Here is a 19,741-nt window from a genome sequence, read left to right as displayed (position 1 = left end):
CACGCCGCCAGCGTTCGTCCTGAGCCAGGATCAAACTCTCCGATAAAAGTTTGAATAGCTCTTTAAAAATAAATCTAGAATTTACGTTGACGTATTGTCTTGTTTTGTTCAGTTTTCAAGGTTCAATGTGTAAGTGCTTCTTCTGAAGCGACCCTTACAATGTTACATTATCAACTCGTTCAAGTCAACAACTTTTTTATAAAGTTTTTCGTTTTGTGTGACGCGTTTTGCGGCAACAGATATTACTATACCACCATACAATGAGGGGTGCAATAGATATTTCAAATCTTTTTCATTTTAATTAAAAATCAAGACTAAAGACCTTCCATCTATTCTTAAAGCCGGAATTAAGATGAATGAACTGAGTATCTTCGACCTATTCTTGCGATTACGTTTCGTAGTTCAATGATGGAGAATCTACTATATAAAACAAATTTTTGTTCAAAAAAACAGCAGCGGCAATCAGCCGCTGCTGTCTTTTACACTCTTATTAATCGCGATGACGCATTAACGGGAATAGTAAGACGTCCCGAATGGACGGAGAGTTGGTTAACAGCATAACAAGTCTGTCGATCCCAATTCCAAGACCACCAGTTGGCGGCATACCATATTCAAGAGCCTCGATGAAATCATTATCCATCATGTGGGCTTCGTCGTTCCCTTCTTCACGTTCCTTCAATTGCGCTTCGAAGCGTTCTCTTTGATCAATCGGGTCGTTAAGCTCCGTGAAGGCATTGGCATGTTCACGGCCTACGATGAATAGCTCAAAGCGATCAGTGAATCGTGGGTCTTCATCATTTTTCTTCGCAAGTGGAGAAATTTCCACCGGATGACCATAAATGAAGGTAGGCTGAATCAGCTTATCTTCTACTTTTTGTTCGAAGAATTCATTTACGACGTGGCCGTATTGCATATTGCCTTTGATTTCGATGCCGTGTTCTTTCGCAAGGGCACGTGCTTCTTCATCGGACATTTCTTTCCAGAAGTCCACACCCGTCTGTTCTTTAACCGCGTCTACCATATGAAGACGTGTCCACTCAGGCTCAAGGTTAATTTCGTAGTCTGCATACTGTACGGTAGTTGAACCGAATACTTCCTTCGCTATGTGAGCGACAAGATTTTCGGTAAGAGCCATGATATCACGGTAATCTGCATATGCTTCGTAAAGCTCAATCATTGTGAACTCAGGATTATGTCTTGTGGACACTCCTTCATTACGGAATACTCGACCGATTTCATATACTTTTTCAAGACCGCCGACAATAAGGCGCTTTAGGTGCAGTTCGATTGCGATACGCATAAATAATGGCATATCTAGAGCATTATGATGTGTATTGAACGGCCGTGCAGATGCTCCACCAGCGATCGCATGCATCATTGGTGTTTCAACTTCTAAGTAACCATTGTTGTCGAGGTATCTTCTCATAGACTGGATGATACGACTGCGTGCAATGAACGTTTCCTTGCTCTCCTGGCTTGTGATCAGATCCAGGTAACGCTGACGGTAACGCTGTTCAACATCTTTTAAGCCATGGAATTTTTCAGGTAATGGTCGCAGCGCTTTTGTTAGAAGGTGGAATTCCTTTGCTTTGACAGAAAGTTCCCCTACCTTCGTCTTGAATACTGTACCAGTGATCCCTACGATATCCCCAAGGTCCGCTGTGTTAAATAACTCATAAGCTTCTTCACCGATCGCGTCTTTACGAACATAGATTTGAACTTGTCCAGCTAAATCTTGAAGATGAGCAAATCCTGCTTTTCCTTTTCCACGCTTTGTCATGATACGACCTGCGATGGTTACAGTGATATCTTTCTCTTCTAGCTCTTCTTTCGAAAAATCATCAAATTTTGCTTTGATTTCGGATGAACTGTGTGTCCGGTCATAACGTTTACCGAATGGATCCTGTCCTTTTTCACGGATGGTTTCCATCTTTTCACGTCTGACTCGAAGCTGGTCATTGATTTCTTCGTGACTCATATGTTTCACTCCTATTCTATCTGCTTGCTTTACTAGACTAATACGATTATATACCATACTATTTTACACAATATCTATGTTTGTAACACCCCTAAAGTATCGGTAATTTCAGAAACGGGGGTTAAAAACGCAAATTGATATTGAAAAAATCTAAAAAAGGCCGAATCCAACTCGGTGACTGTGTCACGAATTGGTTCTAGCCTTGTCTAGAATAACATATTACTTAAAGAAATACAGTGGCATTAGATTCCCATCCTCAAGGACAGGGGTCATAACGGGTTGCTTCACTTCTCATCGTAGTCCATTCAGCTTTACCCTCATACATTTATACGGAGGTACGATCATGTAAAGAACCCGCTTATCTGCCAGCTGTCTATCTATATAATTCTCGACTATGTTGACATTCACTCACTACGTTCATAATCTTCCTCAGGGATAAGGTCATGCAATGGTATCTTCAGCACTTCTGCCACGTTCACCAAGAACTCCTCTTTTGGTATACGACTCCCTCTCTCCACTTCTCCAAGAACCGAAACAGAGATGGAAAGCTCCTTTGCCAAGCCTTCCTGAGTATATCCTTTTAGCTTTCTGAATGCACGAATGCGTCTTCCCCATTTATCTGTTTCCATAACCGAACTCCTTCTTTGTCAGGTATTTCGTCCAGAAATTCAACGAACGGGGCGTTAAAGGACGGATGCTCGATATGTGGAGCAACCTCTAATAACGGAATTAAAACAAATGCTCTTTCTTGCATCCTTGGATGAGGCACGAGAAGATTCTCTGATTGGATATCTTCGTGATTATAGAGTAAAATATCAAGGTCTATTATCCGGGGACCCCATTTGAACTCCCTTTCCCTTCCAAGGTCAATCTCCACCTGCAAGCATTGATGTAATAGAGTTTCTGGACTTAAACTGGTACGAATTTCAATGACCATATTCAAAAATTTACCTTGTTCTGTAAATCCTACAGGGTCTGTTTCATACAGAGAGGACCGTTTTGTTACCTCTATCTTACCATGACTGGCTAAGGTGTTTATGGCTTTTTGTAAATAACCTGCCCGGTCTCCCATGTTAGAACCAAGGGAAATGTATGCAATATTCATCCTACCCGACTCCTATTAATCTCCACCGCCACCGATTGGTAATGACCAGGAATAGGTGGATCAGGCTTGATTAGTGTAATTTTACAGCTCTTCACGACTTGAAATGTAGCTAAGATTTCAGAAGAGATACCCTCAGCTACCGCTTCGACTAAATTCTTCGGCTCTCCCTCGACCACAGATTTGGTGATCGAATAGACCTCCCCATAGTTTACGGAGTCTTCAAGCTGATCACTTTGGCCGGACTTCTTTAAATCCAAATGCAACTCTACACTAACACGAAAACGTTGTCCAAGCTTGTTTTCTTCTGGAAATACTCCATGATAGCCGTAAAACTCCATCTCGTTTAATAGAATCTTATCCATACATTTTCTCCTTTCCTACAAGGGCATCCATCATTTTGGCCATTCGTGCCATTTCCTTTACATCATGTACCCGTACAATATGACAACCCTTCTGAATTCCGTAGCATACCGTCGCACCTGTCCCTTCCATCCGTTCCTCTACTGGTAGATCGAGTACATGTCCAATAATAGACTTCCGAGACGTTCCGAGGAGCACTGGATACCCGAGAGAAACAATGACATCCAGATGCCTCATCATATCTAGGTTTAATTGTACAGTTTTGGCAAAACCGATTCCAGGATCCAGAATGATTTGTTCGTCCCGTACACCGGCACCCTTTACCAAGAAAATACTTTCCTGTAAATCTTGGATTGAATCTCGTACAAAATTCATATATTCCTTATTATCCCGATTATGCATAAGAATGATAGGGGCACCCGTTTCAGCGGCAACACCCGCCATTTCAGGATCTTTTTTGGCACCCCATACGTCGTTAATGATGCTTGCTCCCGCTTCTAATGCCTTTTGGGCAGTCACAGCCTTATATGTGTCGATGGAAATCGGAACATTCACTTCCTGGGCAATGGCCTCAATAATAGGAACCACACGTGAAATCTCTTCTTCCACCCCTATCACTTGATGGCCCGGTCGAGTCGACTCTCCACCGATATCAATAATGTCTGCCCCCATCTCTACCATTTCTTTCGCTCGCTCCACTGCACGATCTAATTCATTGAATGATCCCCCGTCTGAAAACGAATCGGGAGTGATATTCAAAATCCCCATAATGAGGGTTTTCTTAGAAAAGTCCAGCTCATATTTTCCGCATTTCATGATATGATTCCCCCTGCTATAGTTCCTCGATTGAATGTAAGTACCCTTTGTACTGAGTGTACTGAGCATGGAGCCGTGCGGTATGTACGCCGTAGCCCCCAGGAAAGTTCATAGAATCAATTCTGTTCACCGGAATGATTTCTTGGACAGAGTTGGTAAAAAAGACCTCATCCGCCTCCAACAAACGTTCCTTCCCGAACTCTCCTATCCTGACCGGGATATCCAATTGAGCTGCCAGTGCAAGGATGAACTGACGGGTAATCCCGTTTAATAACCCCGTTTCCAAACCAGGGGTATACAGGCCCCCGTCTTTGATCCAGAACAGATTTGAAGTGATCCCTTCACAAAGATATCCTTCTTTCGTAAGAAAAATTCCTTCCTGGTTAGAAGATGCTCCGATTTCCCTTTTTGCCGCCATATTATTCAGATAATGATGGGATTTCAATCGTTCCCCGGTTTCCGGTGTATTTCTTCTGAGGTTGAGGAAGACAGCTTCTTTTTCTTTTAACGGGATTGACGGCGGCAATTCCTTTTGAAAAAGAATCACGGTCGGCTCCTCATATGGAGTCGTCTTTAGACCTATCTCCCCCTCACCACCAGAAACATTTAACCGGCAATATGCGTCCTTCAAGCCGTTTCGATTTAGCAGGGCCTTAATGGCACTTCGAATCTTTCCTTCATCTAGTTCAACTGCAATATTTAATTCCTTTAATCCGTTCTCAAGTCTCTTCAAATGATCCTTTAACAAAAAAGGATGACCTCCATAGGTACGAAAGGTTTCAAATACTCCCAGTCCGTACAGATAGCCGTGATCAAATGGAGAAATGGCCGCTTCTGATGCGTGTACAAATTCATCATTAAAGTAGAGATACATTATAATGCTAGCTCTACTTTCTTATATGAGTTCAAAAAGTTCAGGAGTAGCTGTTTCCCTTGCTCCGTCATGACGGATTCAGGATGAAATTGAACCCCTTCTATCGGCAACTTCTTATGTCGGATTGCCATGATTTCCCCTTGCTCCGTTTCGGCTGATATGTCGAAGCATTCGGGAAGGGTTTCCCTCTTTACAATCAAGGAGTGGTATCTTGTTGCTTCAAAAGGAACGGGCATTCCTTCGAAAATCGTTTTCCCGTCATGGAAGATAGGAGAGACTTTCCCGTGCATCAACCGTTCGGCACGAACCACTTCCCCTCCGAAGACCTGGGCAATGGATTGATGACCTAAACAAACGCCAAAGATTGGAATCCTGCCTGCAAAGGTGCTGATTGCGTCTAGACTCACACCTGCTTCGTTCGGACTGCATGGACCCGGAGAAATCATCAGATAATCAGGAGCCAACGCCTCAATTTCATCCAGACTGATGTCGTCATTTCGTTTCACGATCAGTTCTTCCCCAAGCTCTCCTAGAAACTGAACAAGATTATAAGTGAATGAATCATAGTTATCTATCATGAGAATCATAAATTTTCCCCTTCCGCCCTTGCTTTCGCCACCCAAAGGGCCTTTGCTTTCTTTAGGGATTCTTTGTATTCGTATTTTGGATTAGAATCAATCACGACTCCGGCTCCTGCTTGAATATGGCCTTTTCCTTCTTTGACGAGCATGGTTCGAATGACGATATTTAATTCCATATCACCGTTCACTCCAATCCAGCCTATGGATCCTGTGTAGATACCCCGTCTGACCGGCTCAAGCTCCTCAATGATTTCCATCGTTCTTACTTTGGGCGCACCTGTGATCGTTCCCCCTGGAAAAACGGATCTTATGAGGTCTGCTCCTGATTTGGTATCATCTAGTGTTCCTCTAACATTTGATACAATGTGCATGACGTGGGAGTATTTTTCGATGACCATAAATTCATTGACCTCCACTGTCCCGTACTCGCACACCCTTCCTAAGTCATTTCTTTCAAGGTCCACAAGCATCACATGTTCAGCCTGTTCTTTCTCGTTATGGATCAGTTCAAGAGCAAGCTTCTCGTCCTCTTCCGCATCCTTCCCACGTGAGCGGGTTCCGGCAATCGGTCTTGTACTTACTTCCGTCCCTTGTTTCTTTACAAGCAATTCCGGTGAGCCGGATACGATTTGAAAGTCGGGGCTATGAATATAACTCATATACGGAGAAGGATTTAAGTCCCGAAGCTTTTTATATACCGTGTAAGGATCGCTTCTAAGCTCCTGGGATTGACGCACAGATAAATTTACCTGAAAGACGTCCCCTTGAGAGATATAGGACTGAATTTTCCCCACAGCCTCTCCGAACTCCCCTTCATCCATGGACACCTCAATATCTGCCTTATTCCCGTGCAATTGATCTTGTTCCCGCTCTCCGGTTGAGGAATAGGCTTTGTTCCATAAAGAGGTCCACTTCTCAAGCTTCCTCTCAGCTACATAAGCTTCTTCAGCAGAAAGAATCATTGTCCAGACGATGTTTTCTTGATGATCGAAGACCACCCATTCATCCAGATAGTAGAAGTAAAGATCCGGAACCTCAAGATCATCAAGACTTAAAGAGGGCAGCTTCTCAATGTTTCTTGCATAATCATAGCTAAGAAATCCGATCACACCTCCCTGGAAGTCAGGCAAATTTTCCTTACGTTCCGTTCGAAGGGGCTCCATCCACTTTTCCAGCTGAATTAAGGGGTCTCCATTTATTATTTCCATTCCAGAAGCATCCTGGATTCTAAGGCCTTCCGGTACACTCTGTAGTAACACTTTAGGTTCAAGTCCAGCAACGCTATATCGTCCACCCCGGCCACTTTCTAACAAAATATGATGTGACTGTTGTTGACTTAGGTGTTCATACGCTGCAAAAAAGCTCTCTTTTGTTGTTTCGTTTTTATGAAAATATAGGTGCTGCACTGACCCTTCACACTCCTAATCTTTATCTCCTTTCATGATACATGAACTTCAAGATGGTTTCACCGTTAAAAATTTGAAATATCCAACAACACTCATGTTGAAGCCTACTATCACCATTCATCTTTAGCAAAACAAAAAAAAGATCCCGAAGAGTACTACCTTCAGGATCTCCCATATCTTTATTATTCTTCATCAAATTGGTAAAGAGGAGTACTTAAATAACGCTCTCCATTACTAGGAATGATCGCAAGTACTTTCTTACCCTTCCCTAACTTCTTAGCTACTTCAATGGCAGCATAGATGGCTGCCCCTGAGGAAATCCCACCGAGGATCCCTTCTTCTTTTGCCGCTCTTCTTGCATAGTCAAATGCGGAATCTTTTTCAACCTGAATAATATGGTCATACACTTCTGTATCCAGAATATCAGGAATGAATCCGGCACCTATCCCTTGAATCTTATGCGGACCAGGCTTCCCTCCAGATAACACTGGTGAATCTGATGGTTCTACAGCGTAAAGTTCAATCGATGGATAGTGCTTCTTCAGTACTTCGCCAGCACCGGTAATCGTACCACCAGTACCTATTCCTGCTATGAATGCGTCCAGTTGATCGCCCATCTGCTCTACAATTTCCGGCCCGGTCGTTTCTCGATGCACTTTAGGATTCGCCTTATTTGTAAATTGTTGAGGCATGAAGTAACCTTTTTCCTTCGCTAGTTCTTCTGCCTTCCGAATGGCACCACCCATACCTTCAGCTCCGGGAGTTAATACCAGCTCTGCGCCATATGCACGTAACAGATTTCGTCTCTCCATACTCATCGTGTCAGGCATGACGAGCAACGAACGGTATCCTTTTGCAGCAGCCACCATTGCTAAGCCAATTCCTGTGTTTCCGCTAGTCGGCTCGACAATCGTATCGCCTGGTTTAATCGTACCTGCTGCTTCCCCAGCTTCGATCATCGCTAAGGCGATTCGATCTTTTACAGAGCTGCCCGGGTTCATATATTCTAATTTCAAATAAACATCCGCACTGTTTTCATCTACTAATCGATTCAGTTTAACCACTGGAGTCTGACCTATTAATTCCGAAATTGAATTGGCTACTCTCACCATTCATTCATCACTCCTAATCCCAAGTAAATTTGTTGGTTTTGATAAAAATGTAACAATATTCAATAAATTTGTCAATAATAATGCACTTGAGGAAAGCATGCTTAAGAAGTTGGCATCGATTTCGTTTCTAGCCATCACGTATCACTCACCTATATATATATGCCCAATTTACTTATCCTATGTTTCGTTAAAACACTTCGATGTATGTAAAAGAAGCTGACCTAATCCTGGCCAGCTTCTTCTTTACTCCTGTTTACCGTAAAACCAATCCACTTTCACCTCATCCCAAAAGGATTCGGGTTGGAGTGGCGTTTCCACTTGCTCTAGAGCTATCTGCCTGCGAATTTGGGACTTAACATCTTTGAAAGCAAAATGTCTTTCTTTCAGAATATCGTCTACATAATAAATAACATACCCCGAATCCTGCTGAATCGGCTTTGTCCATTCACCTTGTGATAAAGCCTCGACTTCCGTTCTCGCTTCTCTGGAAAGAAGATCTCCATCCAGAGGAACATACCCCATGTCTCCCCCTAAATGAGCGCTTTGCTCATCCGTTGAGCGCTCCATAGCTAACGCTTCGAAGTTAGAGCCTGAATCAAGCTCATCGAGTGCCTGTTCTGCATCTGAAGAATTCGTCACTTCCAGCTGCTTTAGCTTGTACATTTTTGGAATCGAATACTGATCTTCATTTTGTTTATAGAAGCTCTCCAGCTCTTTGTTAGGGACTTGCACATCCTTGGTAATGAGCTCTTCTAACAACAATTCAGATTTAATTTGAGCCCTAAGGGTATCTTCATCCTCTAGGTTTTCTTCATCGTATGCATTATAAACCGACTGGATAAGATAATATTCCTGTTCGACTTCTTTATCTGAAACAGAAATATCGTATTTCTTGGCTAAATGGTCAATCACCTTTTGGTTGATCAATTCCTTCAGCTCTTCTTTACCATGTTTTTGCTCGAGTGAGTACAACCAGTCTTCCCGGGTAACAGATTCTCCACCAATCGTAGCTACGACTTCCGGCTTCCCAATTGCGCCAGATGACCAATGCCACACGAGTGTTATGATGTTTGTCACAAGTAAGACCACAATCAAAACCATGAGTACAGACCGTTTAATTCTCATTTCTCCCATTCTCCCTGGATTACCGCTTTGCGCTCGTTTTCAGTTCTTCTAATTCTTCTTTAGAAAACACATATATTTCATTACAGAAATGACAGCTCGCTTCTGCACTTCCATCTTCATCAATCATCTCTTGTATCTCTTGTTCCCCTAAGCTGATAATGGCATTGGAAAAACGCTCTTTATTGCATTGACATTTAAATGCAACCGGAAGTGTTTCAAGTACTTTGACTTCCCCTTTACCAAGCACCTCTTCTAATACTTCTTCAGGCGTAAGGCCCTTTTCAATCAATTTCGAAATTGGTGGGATCTTTGCTAACCGTTCCTCGATCTTCGTAATCGTTTCATCATCGGTCCCAGGCATAAGTTGAAGGATGAATCCGCCTGCTGCAAGGATGGAGTTGTCAGGGTTTACTAACACTCCGACACCCACAGATGAAGGAACCTGTTCAGAAGTAACAAAATAATAGGTGAAATCTTCACCAAGTTCTCCTGAAACAATCGGAACCTGACCGGAGAAATGGTCTCTCATGCCAATATCTTTCACAATCGATAACGTCCCGGTCGTACCAACTGCACGACGGACATCAAGCTTTCCGTGCTCGTTTAAATCGAAGTGGACTTGTGGGTTGGTCACATATCCCCTGACCTCACCTTTTGCATTAGTATCCACAAGGATGGCTCCGATTGGTCCTCCACCCTCCACTTTAATCGTTAATTTATTATCACCTTTCAGCATTGCCCCCATCATGACTCCGGCACTAATGCTTCGGCCGAGTGCCGCTGAGGCAGTCGGCCAAGTTCCATGTCTTCTCTGTGCTTCTCCAACAGTTTCTGTACTTTTTACTGCATACGCGCGAACCTGGCCGTCATAGGCCAGTGCTTTTACTAAATAGTCGCTCATGGTTAAAGCTCCTTTCACTTAGTTCATGTTTCTCTTGTAGATTAATTTTAAGCCTTTTAATGTCAGGAAAGGATCTACTACGTCGATGCTATTGGATTCTTTCGAAATCAGTGTCGCTAGTCCTCCCGTTGCAATGACGGTTGGTTCCTTCTTACTTTGTACTTTCATTCGATGAACGATACCTTCTACCTGTCCAACATATCCGTAGAGAATACCTGCCTGCATGGCAGTGACGGTATTTTTCCCTATGATCTGTTCAGGACGGGCAATTTCAATCCTTGGCAGTTTCGCTGCCTTTGAGTATAGGGCTTCGGTTGAGATGCCGATTCCCGGGGCAATCGCTCCACCCATATATTGTCGTTCTTCATTGATATAGCAATACGTCGTCGCTGTCCCAAAGTCAACGATGATTAGTGGGCCTCCGTATTCGTGGATGCCAGCGATGGCATTTACGATTCGATCCGCACCGACTTCCCGTGGGTTTTCATACTTAATATTTAGGCCTGTCTTAATACCAGGTCCAACGACGAGTGGAGTAATATTAAAGTACTTCTCACACATGCGTTCTAAACTAAACATGATTGGAGGGACAACGGAGGAAATGATAATTCCGTCAATCTCCTTAAACGTCAGATTCACATGCTCAAACAGATTCTTTACGAGCATCCCGAACTCATCTTCCGTTTTATGACGATTCGTTTCAGCTCTCCAATGATATTTTAAATGGTCATTATCATATACACCAAACACAATATTGGTATTCCCTACATCCATTACAAAAATCAATATCCTCACCTACTAAGCCAATTGTTTTCACACTGCCAACATCATACCATAATTTATTTAGAATAGGTATAAAAGCGCAACCGGCTTGGTCAGGCCCGACAAGCATAAGGCGATTACACCGGAAAGGCGTTCTTTGCCTTTTTGGTGTAATTGACTTATGACCTCGAGGGACTAGGCGGTGGAGCTGGATGCGATAAAAGCGCAAGGGCAATCTGTGTGGCAAGAAGCAAAAAACCAAAACAAAAAGGATGCACCCATGATTGGATGCATCCTTCTATATTACGTGCGATCAGAGTCAGAGTTGTCTTCTTTTGAAGTCGTGTCTTCTTCAATCACGTTTTCTTCATTTTTCTTTTGGATATTTACTTTCACGTCTTTGTTTTCCTGATCGGATTCATACGTACGCTCCGGTAATTTTCCATGATCCATTAAATGCTTGATTTGCGCCGCATCTAATGTTTCGATGTCTAATAATGTTTTGGCAATGAGTTCAAGCTTATCACGATTTTCAGTAAGAATTCGCTTCGCTCTCTCATAGCTTTCTTTGATTAGACGCTGCATTTCTTTGTCAATTTCGTAAGCGATGGCATCTGAATAGTTTTGTTCACTATTGATGTCGCGTCCTAAGAACACTTGACCACCTTGAGATTGACCGAATTGAAGTGGTCCGAGCTTATCACTCATACCGTATTCAGTGACCATCTTACGGGCAATTCCAGTAGCACGTTGGAAGTCATTATGCGCACCAGTTGAAACATCACCGAAGATGATTTCCTCTGCTACACGACCACCAAGTAAACCGGTAATCTTATCTAGAAGCTCAGGCTTCGTCATAAAGTAACGATCTTCTTTTGGAAGCATAACGGCGTATCCGCCAGCTTGCCCACGAGGAACGATGGTTACCTTATGTACCATATCCGCTTCATCAAGAACCAATCCGATAACGGTGTGACCCGCTTCGTGGAAAGCCACGATTTTACGTTCTTTTTCAGATATGACTTTGCTCTTCTTAGCAGGACCTGCAATGACACGGTCTGTTGCTTCGTCGATATCGCGCATATCTATTTTTTTCTTATCCTCACGAGCTGCCACAAGAGCCGCTTCGTTCAGAAGGTTTTCTAAATCTGCTCCAGAGAAGCCTGGAGTCCTCATCGCAATCGATTTTAAATCAACCGATTCATCAAGCGGTTTATTATGAGAATGAACCTTCAGAACTGCTTCACGCCCTCTAAGGTCAGGTCGATCGACTGTAATCTGACGGTCAAAACGGCCTGGACGTAATAATGCAGGGTCAAGAATGTCAGGTCGGTTTGTTGCAGCGACGATGATGATTCCTTCGTTCGCTCCGAATCCGTCCATTTCAACAAGTAACTGGTTAAGAGTCTGTTCACGCTCATCGTGTCCTCCGCCTAAGCCTGCTCCACGTTGACGACCCACTGCATCAATCTCATCGATGAAGATGATACAAGGCGCATTTTTCTTTGCATTTTCGAATAAATCACGTACACGAGATGCACCGACACCGACAAACATTTCAACGAAGTCGGAACCACTGATTGAGAAGAAAGGAACTCCTGCTTCTCCAGCCACTGCTCGTGCAAGTAAGGTTTTACCTGTACCTGGAGGTCCTACTAGAAGGACACCCTTTGGAATACGGGCACCCACTTCAGAGAATTTACGTGGATCCTTTAAGAATTCCACTACCTCTACAAGTTCTTGTTTCTCTTCGTCCGCTCCGGCTACATCCTTGAAGCGAACCTTTTTCTTCTCTTCACTGTAAAGCTTAGCCTTACTCTTACCAAAGTTCATGACACGGCTTCCACCGCCTTGAGCTTGGTTAAGTAAGAAGAAGAACAGAATGAAGATAATGACAAACGGAATGATCGTTGTGAAAAATGATACCCAGCCGCTTGTTTCTTTGGCCTGTAATACTTCCACATCAATGCCTTGCTCTGATGCTGCCGCATTGACCTTATCCATTAACTTCCCATCTGTAGTAAGGACATAGGTTAAGAAGTACTCTCCTTCTTTAGCCCCTTCCATCTGTCCTTTCACTTCATAAACGCCTCTACCAGGCTGAATTGAAAAAGAGGAAACGTCTCCTTCTTCAAGGTTATTAATAAACGTACTGTACTCGATATTTTTGGTTGGCTCGTTGTTATTACTGAAATAACTCACCACACCTATAATCACTAAAAAGACTAGTAAATAGAATATGGTGTTTCGAAAGATACGGTTCATCCCTTACCTCCTCCCACGGTAAACAAACTAAGTAAAATAGTATCATAGAAAATCATGGCATTACAACAAATTGCACTTACAAGATTCCTGTTTAGAATATACTTATTCTCCAGTTGTATACACTCTTGGTTTTAAAACTCCGATATACGGCAGATTACGATATCTTTCAGCGTAATCAAGACCATATCCGACAACGAACTCATCAGGAACAATGAAGCCTACGTAGTCCGCTTTGATATCTACTTTACGGCCTGTCGGCTTATCAAGCAGAGTGACAATACTGATGGATTTCGCTTTACGATAGCGGAATAGTTCCACTAGATAGCTTAAAGTCAATCCACTGTCGATGATATCTTCAAGGATTAGGATATCCCGACCTTCCACTTTCGTATCTAAATCTTTCACAATCTTTACTTCTCCTGAAGAGACAGTAGAGTTCCCGTAGCTGGATACGTCCATGAAATCCATTTCCATATGCGTGTCCATGCGTTTACAAAGGTCAGCCATAAACGGCATTGCGCCTTTTAAAACGCCAATTGCCAAAGGAAAACGATCTTGATATTCCTCTGTTAATTGTGCACCTAATGCTTTAATCTTTTCTTGAAGCTGTTCTTCTGAAATTAACACTTTCTCAATATCTTGGTTTAACAATGTTCAACTGCCTCCTAGAAGATGATTGCTCTTAAATTGTAGTACTAAACTATTTTCTTTCTCTTCTCCCAAATCGTAAATAGACTTCCTCATTCCTGGCACCCAAAGTATATGGTTGTCTGCATCCACTACAATTGGCCACCCCTCCCGGAGGTGAACAGGGATTTTGTTGTCTATAAAGAGTGCTTTAAGCTTCTTAGAGCCTTCCAAACCCTTCACTGCCATTCGATCTCCATTTCTTCTCGATCGCACGTATAAAGGGAGCGTGACCTCATCTGGATCAAGATAGATTCTATCACCTGACTGCTCCTCACAAGACGTGGAGGAAAAAAGAAGAAACTGATATTCACCTTGGATTTCAAGCCTTTTATTCACAGGCAACTCGTAACAAAACGGTGCCTTAGCTAAAGCTAACTCTCCAAAATGAAAATAACATGTATGATACGCCCTTGTTACTTTAAGCCCTTTTGGTAAATCTATGCTGATATTTGGCGTTTTTCCTTTTAAAATACCCAATACATCGTAAATATGTATAGACGATAGGGAAGGTGGTCTAAGTTTGTAAAGATAGTTTAATATTAGATTAATCCCTCTTCTTTGTAAAGGCTGAGCCATTGTAAGAAAACCATCGATATGTAAAGATGAGAAATCTCCAGTGTTATTCCATACCTTATTCAACTCGGCCCTTGTTAATTCCTCTAAATATGACTCATCTTCTTCCAATTCTTCACTGAATCGCTGAAATTGGAGATGAACATGAGGGTTTTCCTTTTTTAAAAACGGGAGAACCTTTTTTCTGAACCGGTTCCTTGTGTACGCTTCCTTCTGATTGCTGGGATCTCTTCTTGGGGAAAGAATGTGTCTTTCACAATATTCTTCAATATCCTCTTTTGTAACGGAGAGGAAAGGCCGGATGATTTCTCCACCTGCAAGGGGACGTTTCAAAGGAATTCCGGCTCTGCTTCGCCCTGATGCCCCTCTTGTCATTTTCATGAGGATGGTTTCAATTTGATCATCCCCGTGATGACCAAGAGCTAACTTGGTAGCGGACACCTCGTCCATGACACCCATTAAAAATTCATAGCGGAGTTGTCGGGCTTTGTCCTGAAGACTTCCGTTTGTCCTTTCGATCTCCCACGACACATTCATTCTCTCCCCGTAGAAAGGGATGCCTCTGCTATTACAGAATTCCTCCACAAACAATAGCTCTTGATAAGACTCGTCTCCTCGGAACATATGATCTAGATGAGCAGCCACGACTTCCACGCCCCACTCCCCTTTGTTCGAGTCCAAAAAATGGAGAAGCGCTAAAGAATCAGGGCCTCCAGACACTGCTACAACGATACGGTCTCCATTATGAATAAGCTGATGAGCGTGAATAAATTCTTTCGTTGTATGCTCTAACATAGTGCGTCCTCTTCCTAAAACCTTTTTTCCCATTGTATCAATTTCTCCTGCATTCTTACACTGTTATGCTACATCAGTTCCCCGTAGATATATAAAACATACAGTAACGATACAATCATTACTACAAGAACAGTCTCCAGAAAATGGCTGGATTTTTGCTTTCGCTGGTTTTGATACCGACTTGGATTGGGAGTAGCCGTCCTGACAGTTGAGCTTTGCGGGACCGATCTTTGGGCTTTTGGCTTCGGTTTTGGCTGGTGCATTTGTTGAGAGTGGGAAAGTCCATTTAAAAGGCTTACTCTCATTTCATTGGCAGATTGAAAATTCTCTTCCAACGCATCCACTATCGTTCCTTCAAACTTTTTCAATTGAGACTTGGAGCCGATCGCCTGCCTTAATTGTTGCATATTCCCGTTTCCAGTCTTCGTGAAACGTGATGGATAGGCCAAATTAATAAGAATCATCCCAACCGAGAAAAGGTCATATGATGGTTCAGCCCTTCGCGATCCCCCTATCCAATATCCCCTATCGAAAAACTCCGTAAATTCCTTGATGGCCCGTCCATTGATGGTCGTCCCGCCAACGTCAATACAGCGAATTCTGTAAGGAGGGCCTGTCACGATTAAGTTTTCAGGTTTCAAATCCCCAAATACCCATCCTTCCTTATGAATTCGCTCCAGATCTGTCAGAAGTTGAGCAACGAGTACACCTGCCCAGGAAAATCCCTTCGATTGAACAAATGACAGCAAATCGGTTCCTTGTATATATTCCATTACATAGAAATGGATCTTCTGTCCTCTATTATCCCAATCATCTACATCAAGAAGCTTTGGTCCAAGGGGTGAGCCTTGGACCTTTGAGAAAGCTTTTAATACATTGACTTCTGAGGTGATCGATACATTGCTGTCGCTCATCTTTAATGCCTGGTAGCCCGATGACCCTTGGACCAGGTATACAATACCATTGGCACCGTACCCAAGCTCCTTAACTATCGTATAAATATGTTTATACCACTTGCCTCTAATTACTGTTCCAGGGGTGAAACTAAATGGTTTCTTCGAAGTATTGTTCATCATCGCCACGAGAGAGCAATCCCCTTAATGAACGTTTTTTCTTAAAGTGGGTAATGGCTTCTGAGATCGCCGGTCCTGTTGGAGTAATTCCACCCGGAGACAATTTAGAGAAAATACTCGTCAATGTTTCAAGTCTTGGAGTCCAATCCAACAATTTTTCGACATCTTGTCGTTTCCCGGGAAATACGAATACAGAGAATTTATTATCGCCCATTCGTGCATTTAAGCTTAAAGAAAGGTCTAATAGAGCTTCCTTAACCGTTGGAAGTTTATGCTTCATACTTGCAGATGTATCGACAAGAATCAACACTTCCATATCTACGGATTCACCCAGTTCATCCACGACCTCCATGACTTCTCCCCGTTGTTCAGGAGGAAGCTCCTCCATGGACGCGGATTTTCCAAGGATTTGTTTCAGCTCTTTATTCACAACTCCCTGTAAGGTTTGTGTCATCGCTTTACGGGTGACCATCTGTACGGTTTGAGAAAGTTGTTGCGCATATACAATTTGACTCACTCCACCCCCCGATAGAGCAATACCTTCAATCTCCTGCATGCCGTTATCATCAATCACATCATTGTCCATAACCCCAATCACATTCACAGAGATTCCCTGCTCCTTGGCAAGAGCTGCCATCGCAATAGGATCTTCTCCTTGATTCGAACAACCATCTGTAATTAAAAGAATTTGACGAAGTGTACCTGGCTTCATCAGACTCCCCTCCTCATTCTAAAGTTGATACCATTTTCGCCGAATCAGGAGGGATTTATACTCTAGTTAACTATTTTTATAGAGGAATTCTGCGCATTAAGAAATTCTTTTTTTATCCTTTGTTTTCGGTTTCTGCATCGGGATAGATGACCATTTCGGTATATTATGTTTAATTTTCGAAACCACAATCGTCATATCATCTTCTATTAATCCGGAGCTCGAGCGGATGACCTCCTCCATTAGAATATCTGCCACTTCTTGCGGCTCTTCGGTTTCAAGTTCCTTGATCTTCCTCTTCATCCAGAGATCATAATTTTCTACATGTTTCGGCCCTTCAAATGCTCCATCGCTCATCATAATGAGAAGATCTCCCGCTTTTAACTGCTCAGACACGACATCCACATCGAAATCCTGCTGGAGCATCCCCATCGGTAAATTACTTGCTTCCACCTTGATAATTTTATCTCCCCGCTTAATGAAGCTTGGGGTTGAACCTATTTTCAAAAATCTTGATGATGCATTCTGAAGATCAATCATAGCTAAATCCAGTGTTGAGAATATTTCATCATTCGTTCTGAGAGATAGAATCGAATTGATGGACTTGATCGCTACCTGTTCCTCAATTCCAGACTCAAGGATTTTCTTTAGGAGTCTAAGTGTTTCGTTGCTTTCATAGTGGGCACGTTCACCGTTCCCCATCCCGTCACTGATCGCAACGGCATACTTCCCCCTTCCCAGTTCAATCATGGAGTAGCTGTCCCCGGACACCAGCCCTCCCCCTTTAGCGGCATGTGAAGCGCCGGTATCCACGACATATTTCTTGGCAGATTGAAAGGTCACATGGCATTGCCCGTTTGAAAATTGAGCACACTCCTCCTTTTGAACAATGATATTTTCACCTAATATATCCGATAACATCGGGGCGATTAGCTTTTCACCCTGTCCGTGTCCACCGCAATAAGGCATGGTCATTTCGATATCCACATTGCCTTGTTCCAGGTTATAAATTTCAATGTTTTCAATTTCGATTCCAAACTCGCCGATACTCGATAGGATTTGTTCTTCCTGAATATGATGATTCTCCCTCTCTCTCTGGATTTCTTTCGCAAAATTGCCCATAACTTCCGATACTCCGAGCAGTTGATCAGCCACTAATCTTCTGCTTTCCTGAACCTGTTTTTTCAATTTTAGATTGGCTTGATAAAAGGTAAGCTCCTGGTAAATCGTTTCTTTCAATTTTTTCTCTCTCGTACAATGCTTCTCTACTTCTCTAGCAAGTTTCTGTGAAAGGGGGACTCGGCCTTGATCATACTCGGTCATCACTTCTTTCATCAGGTTATAAGTCTTATCAAAATTACGGGACCAGCACTGATCTTTCTTAAAGCAGGTTTGACACGTCTTCTCCGTCACGTTGCTTAAAAAATAGTCAAACTCCTTATCTTCCTCCTCTTCAAATCGTTCTTCTATTTGTTGAAAGCTATTGGATAATGCTTGAAATACAGACGAGAATTGCGTGACCCGATTGGCTGTCACGTCTCTAACCCTACGCATATACCCCTGCTGCTCCTGCTGGTATTCAGCTGTACCTGGAATATGCTTTGCAATTTGGGATGTTAAACTTTGAGGGGTTAAAAATAGGAGCAAAATCGCTACCCCCGACTCATATAAGGTTTTCGTTATGACCGTGTCTGCCTCTCCGTACATCCCCATTAATAATGTAGCGATTAACAAACCGATTGCCGCTCCAAATTTCTTCCCTTCTTTCATAAGTCCGCCCAGAAGGCCCGAGAAAGCAAGCAAGCTCATTTGATAAAAGCTTGAAACGTTAGCCAAACTGAAAACAAGACCAGTCACAACCCCTACTGTTGAACCAACTGTAGCCCCTGCCATAAAGGAAAATAGCAGTACCAAGTATCTTGATAGCACGTGTTCCACCGACAAGTTGTACACAGACCACCCGATTGTTCCTGTCATGATTGATGCCAATAATATGATCAGGCTGACCACTTCTTCTGTTTTCAGTGACCTTCTTCTTCGCTGAACCGTGACGAGTGGAACGCTTTGGATAAAAATATAGGTTAAGAGAAAGGCAAGACTCGCTTCTATTAACGCCATGACTCCGTTATAAACCGTCAAAGCTTGTCCCTGCTGGATATAATCGAATCCAAGCTTTGCGATCATGACTGTGAAGAACACGTAGAATGCCACGACTCTCAAATTATTCTTGTGATATTTCTGTGATAAACGAAACGCTAATAGGAATATTGTTGCACTTACAAACGTATAACTGATACTAGGAAGAGATAATGTAAGCGCCCCTGTAAGCAAACCGATGAGTGCAATGGGAGACTTCTCTCTACGAATGATGTAAACAGCTGCAAAGAACGGTAAGGCAAATGGTGTTAAATGAGATAGGATCAACGCTCTTCCAAGTAAAAATCCGATTACGAATAAGGCAATTCCCTTCTCTATGAATAACCACTCAAGCTTCGAATAAATAGACTTGATTCCCTTGGACAGTTCCACCCTAGTGTGTTCAATGTCTACATTCTGGACAGGTTCGATGATCGATTGATCGGCTTTCCCCATGTATGAAACACTCCCCATTTCTTT

Annotated in this window: 19 protein-coding genes; all 19 read right to left on the bottom strand. The window is 42.8% G+C overall.

What is annotated here, in order from left to right; genetic code table 11:
- Positions 1–490: 490 nt before the first annotated feature.
- Positions 491–1,987, bottom strand: a complete 1,497-nt coding sequence (lysS, locus tag FGG79_RS20700) for a lysine--tRNA ligase (protein ID WP_171051029.1) — start codon at positions 1,985–1,987, stop codon at positions 491–493.
- A gap of 395 nt (positions 1,988–2,382) precedes the next feature.
- Positions 2,383–2,607 carry a helix-turn-helix domain-containing protein gene (locus FGG79_RS20695; protein ID WP_138781789.1) on the bottom strand — a complete coding sequence of 75 codons (225 nt, stop codon included), beginning with the start codon at positions 2,605–2,607 and terminating at the stop codon, positions 2,383–2,385.
- Positions 2,559–3,083 (bottom strand): 2-amino-4-hydroxy-6-hydroxymethyldihydropteridine diphosphokinase, encoded by a 525-nt coding sequence (folK, locus tag FGG79_RS20690; protein WP_138781787.1) that lies wholly within the window; start codon positions 3,081–3,083, stop codon positions 2,559–2,561. The genes FGG79_RS20695 and folK overlap by 49 nt, the downstream gene beginning before the upstream one ends.
- The gene (gene folB, locus FGG79_RS20685) at positions 3,080–3,445 is read right to left on the bottom strand and encodes a dihydroneopterin aldolase (RefSeq protein WP_138781785.1); all 366 of its coding nucleotides are present in this window, start codon (positions 3,443–3,445) and stop codon (positions 3,080–3,082) included. The genes folK and folB overlap by 4 nt, the downstream gene beginning before the upstream one ends.
- Positions 3,438–4,259: a dihydropteroate synthase gene (gene folP / locus FGG79_RS20680; RefSeq protein WP_240794348.1), complete on the bottom strand. Its 822-nt coding sequence runs from the start codon at positions 4,257–4,259 to the stop codon at positions 3,438–3,440. The genes folB and folP overlap by 8 nt, the downstream gene beginning before the upstream one ends.
- Before the next feature lie 16 nt (positions 4,260–4,275).
- On the bottom strand, positions 4,276–5,133 hold the full coding sequence (pabC, locus tag FGG79_RS20675) for an aminodeoxychorismate lyase (RefSeq protein WP_138781781.1): 858 nt from the start codon (positions 5,131–5,133) through the stop codon (positions 4,276–4,278).
- Positions 5,133–5,720, bottom strand: a complete 588-nt coding sequence (gene pabA / locus FGG79_RS20670) for an aminodeoxychorismate/anthranilate synthase component II (protein WP_138781778.1) — start codon at positions 5,718–5,720, stop codon at positions 5,133–5,135. Before pabA ends, pabC begins: the two co-directional genes overlap by 1 nt.
- Positions 5,717–7,120: an aminodeoxychorismate synthase, component I gene (pabB, locus tag FGG79_RS20665; RefSeq protein ID WP_138781776.1), complete on the bottom strand. Its 1,404-nt coding sequence runs from the start codon at positions 7,118–7,120 to the stop codon at positions 5,717–5,719. Before pabB ends, pabA begins: the two co-directional genes overlap by 4 nt.
- A 182-nt stretch (positions 7,121–7,302) precedes the next feature.
- Complete coding sequence (cysK, locus tag FGG79_RS20660; protein WP_138781774.1) at positions 7,303–8,232, bottom strand: cysteine synthase A; 930 nt, start codon at positions 8,230–8,232, stop codon at positions 7,303–7,305.
- Complete coding sequence (locus tag FGG79_RS21955; RefSeq protein ID WP_171051028.1) at positions 8,233–8,370, bottom strand: hypothetical protein; 138 nt, start codon at positions 8,368–8,370, stop codon at positions 8,233–8,235.
- A gap of 105 nt (positions 8,371–8,475) precedes the next feature.
- Entirely contained in the window at positions 8,476–9,357 is an 882-nt protein-coding gene (locus FGG79_RS20655; RefSeq protein ID WP_171051027.1) for a peptidyl-prolyl cis-trans isomerase, read from the bottom strand.
- 19 nt (positions 9,358–9,376) lie between these two features.
- Positions 9,377–10,258 carry an Hsp33 family molecular chaperone HslO gene (gene hslO, locus FGG79_RS20650; protein WP_138781770.1) on the bottom strand — a complete coding sequence of 294 codons (882 nt, stop codon included), beginning with the start codon at positions 10,256–10,258 and terminating at the stop codon, positions 9,377–9,379.
- 18 nt (positions 10,259–10,276) lie between these two features.
- A complete protein-coding gene (locus tag FGG79_RS20645) occupies positions 10,277–11,044 on the bottom strand; it encodes a type III pantothenate kinase (protein ID WP_171051026.1) in 768 nt (255 codons plus the stop codon).
- Between the two features lie 279 nt (positions 11,045–11,323).
- Positions 11,324–13,285, bottom strand: a complete 1,962-nt coding sequence (gene ftsH, locus FGG79_RS20640; protein WP_138781768.1) for an ATP-dependent zinc metalloprotease FtsH — start codon at positions 13,283–13,285, stop codon at positions 11,324–11,326.
- Positions 13,286–13,387: 102 nt separating this feature from the next.
- A complete protein-coding gene (gene hpt / locus FGG79_RS20635; protein WP_138781766.1) occupies positions 13,388–13,936 on the bottom strand; it encodes a hypoxanthine phosphoribosyltransferase in 549 nt (182 codons plus the stop codon).
- A 3-nt stretch (positions 13,937–13,939) separates the two neighbouring features.
- The gene (gene tilS, locus FGG79_RS20630; protein ID WP_138781764.1) at positions 13,940–15,343 is read right to left on the bottom strand and encodes a tRNA lysidine(34) synthetase TilS; all 1,404 of its coding nucleotides are present in this window, start codon (positions 15,341–15,343) and stop codon (positions 13,940–13,942) included.
- A gap of 68 nt (positions 15,344–15,411) precedes the next feature.
- Positions 15,412–16,419, bottom strand: coding sequence for a protein kinase domain-containing protein (locus FGG79_RS20625; RefSeq protein ID WP_138781799.1), 1,008 nt, complete (start codon positions 16,417–16,419; stop codon positions 15,412–15,414).
- Complete coding sequence (locus FGG79_RS20620) at positions 16,388–17,128, bottom strand: VWA domain-containing protein (protein ID WP_034762994.1); 741 nt, start codon at positions 17,126–17,128, stop codon at positions 16,388–16,390. The genes FGG79_RS20625 and FGG79_RS20620 overlap by 32 nt, the downstream gene beginning before the upstream one ends.
- Positions 17,129–17,224: 96 nt before the next feature.
- Positions 17,225–19,717: a stage II sporulation protein E gene (spoIIE, locus tag FGG79_RS20615; protein WP_138781762.1), complete on the bottom strand. Its 2,493-nt coding sequence runs from the start codon at positions 19,715–19,717 to the stop codon at positions 17,225–17,227.
- Positions 19,718–19,741 lie beyond the last annotated feature (24 nt).

It is taken from the genome of Bacillus sp. BHET2 (assembly GCF_005938125.1).
GTDB lineage: Bacteria > Bacillota > Bacilli > Bacillales > Bacillaceae_B > Rossellomorea.
This window is presented reverse-complemented; position numbering and strand designations above follow the sequence as displayed.

Bases quoted from the DNA above. Each gene is read 5' to 3' on its own strand.
- folP (WP_240794348.1), bottom strand. From the start codon at position 4,259: ATGAAATGCGGAAAATATGAGCTGGACTTTTCTAAGAAAACCCTCATT.
- FGG79_RS20620 (WP_034762994.1), bottom strand. From the start codon at position 17,128: ATGAAGCCAGGTACACTTCGTCAAATTCTTTTAATTACAGATGGTTGT.
- hslO (WP_138781770.1), bottom strand. From the start codon at position 10,258: ATGAGCGACTATTTAGTAAAAGCACTGGCCTATGACGGCCAGGTTCGC.
- tilS (WP_138781764.1), bottom strand. From the start codon at position 15,343: ATGTTAGAGCATACAACGAAAGAATTTATTCACGCTCATCAGCTTATT.
- cysK (WP_138781774.1), bottom strand. From the start codon at position 8,232: ATGGTGAGAGTAGCCAATTCAATTTCGGAATTAATAGGTCAGACTCCA.
- pabC (WP_138781781.1), bottom strand. From the start codon at position 5,133: ATGTATCTCTACTTTAATGATGAATTTGTACACGCATCAGAAGCGGCC.
- FGG79_RS20695 (WP_138781789.1), bottom strand. From the start codon at position 2,607: ATGGAAACAGATAAATGGGGAAGACGCATTCGTGCATTCAGAAAGCTA.
- folK (WP_138781787.1), bottom strand. From the start codon at position 3,083: ATGAATATTGCATACATTTCCCTTGGTTCTAACATGGGAGACCGGGCA.
- folB (WP_138781785.1), bottom strand. From the start codon at position 3,445: ATGGATAAGATTCTATTAAACGAGATGGAGTTTTACGGCTATCATGGA.
- FGG79_RS20625 (WP_138781799.1), bottom strand. From the start codon at position 16,419: ATGATGAACAATACTTCGAAGAAACCATTTAGTTTCACCCCTGGAACA.
- pabA (WP_138781778.1), bottom strand. From the start codon at position 5,720: ATGATTCTCATGATAGATAACTATGATTCATTCACTTATAATCTTGTT.
- ftsH (WP_138781768.1), bottom strand. From the start codon at position 13,285: ATGAACCGTATCTTTCGAAACACCATATTCTATTTACTAGTCTTTTTA.
- spoIIE (WP_138781762.1), bottom strand. From the start codon at position 19,717: ATGGGGAAAGCCGATCAATCGATCATCGAACCTGTCCAGAATGTAGAC.
- FGG79_RS20655 (WP_171051027.1), bottom strand. From the start codon at position 9,357: ATGAGAATTAAACGGTCTGTACTCATGGTTTTGATTGTGGTCTTACTT.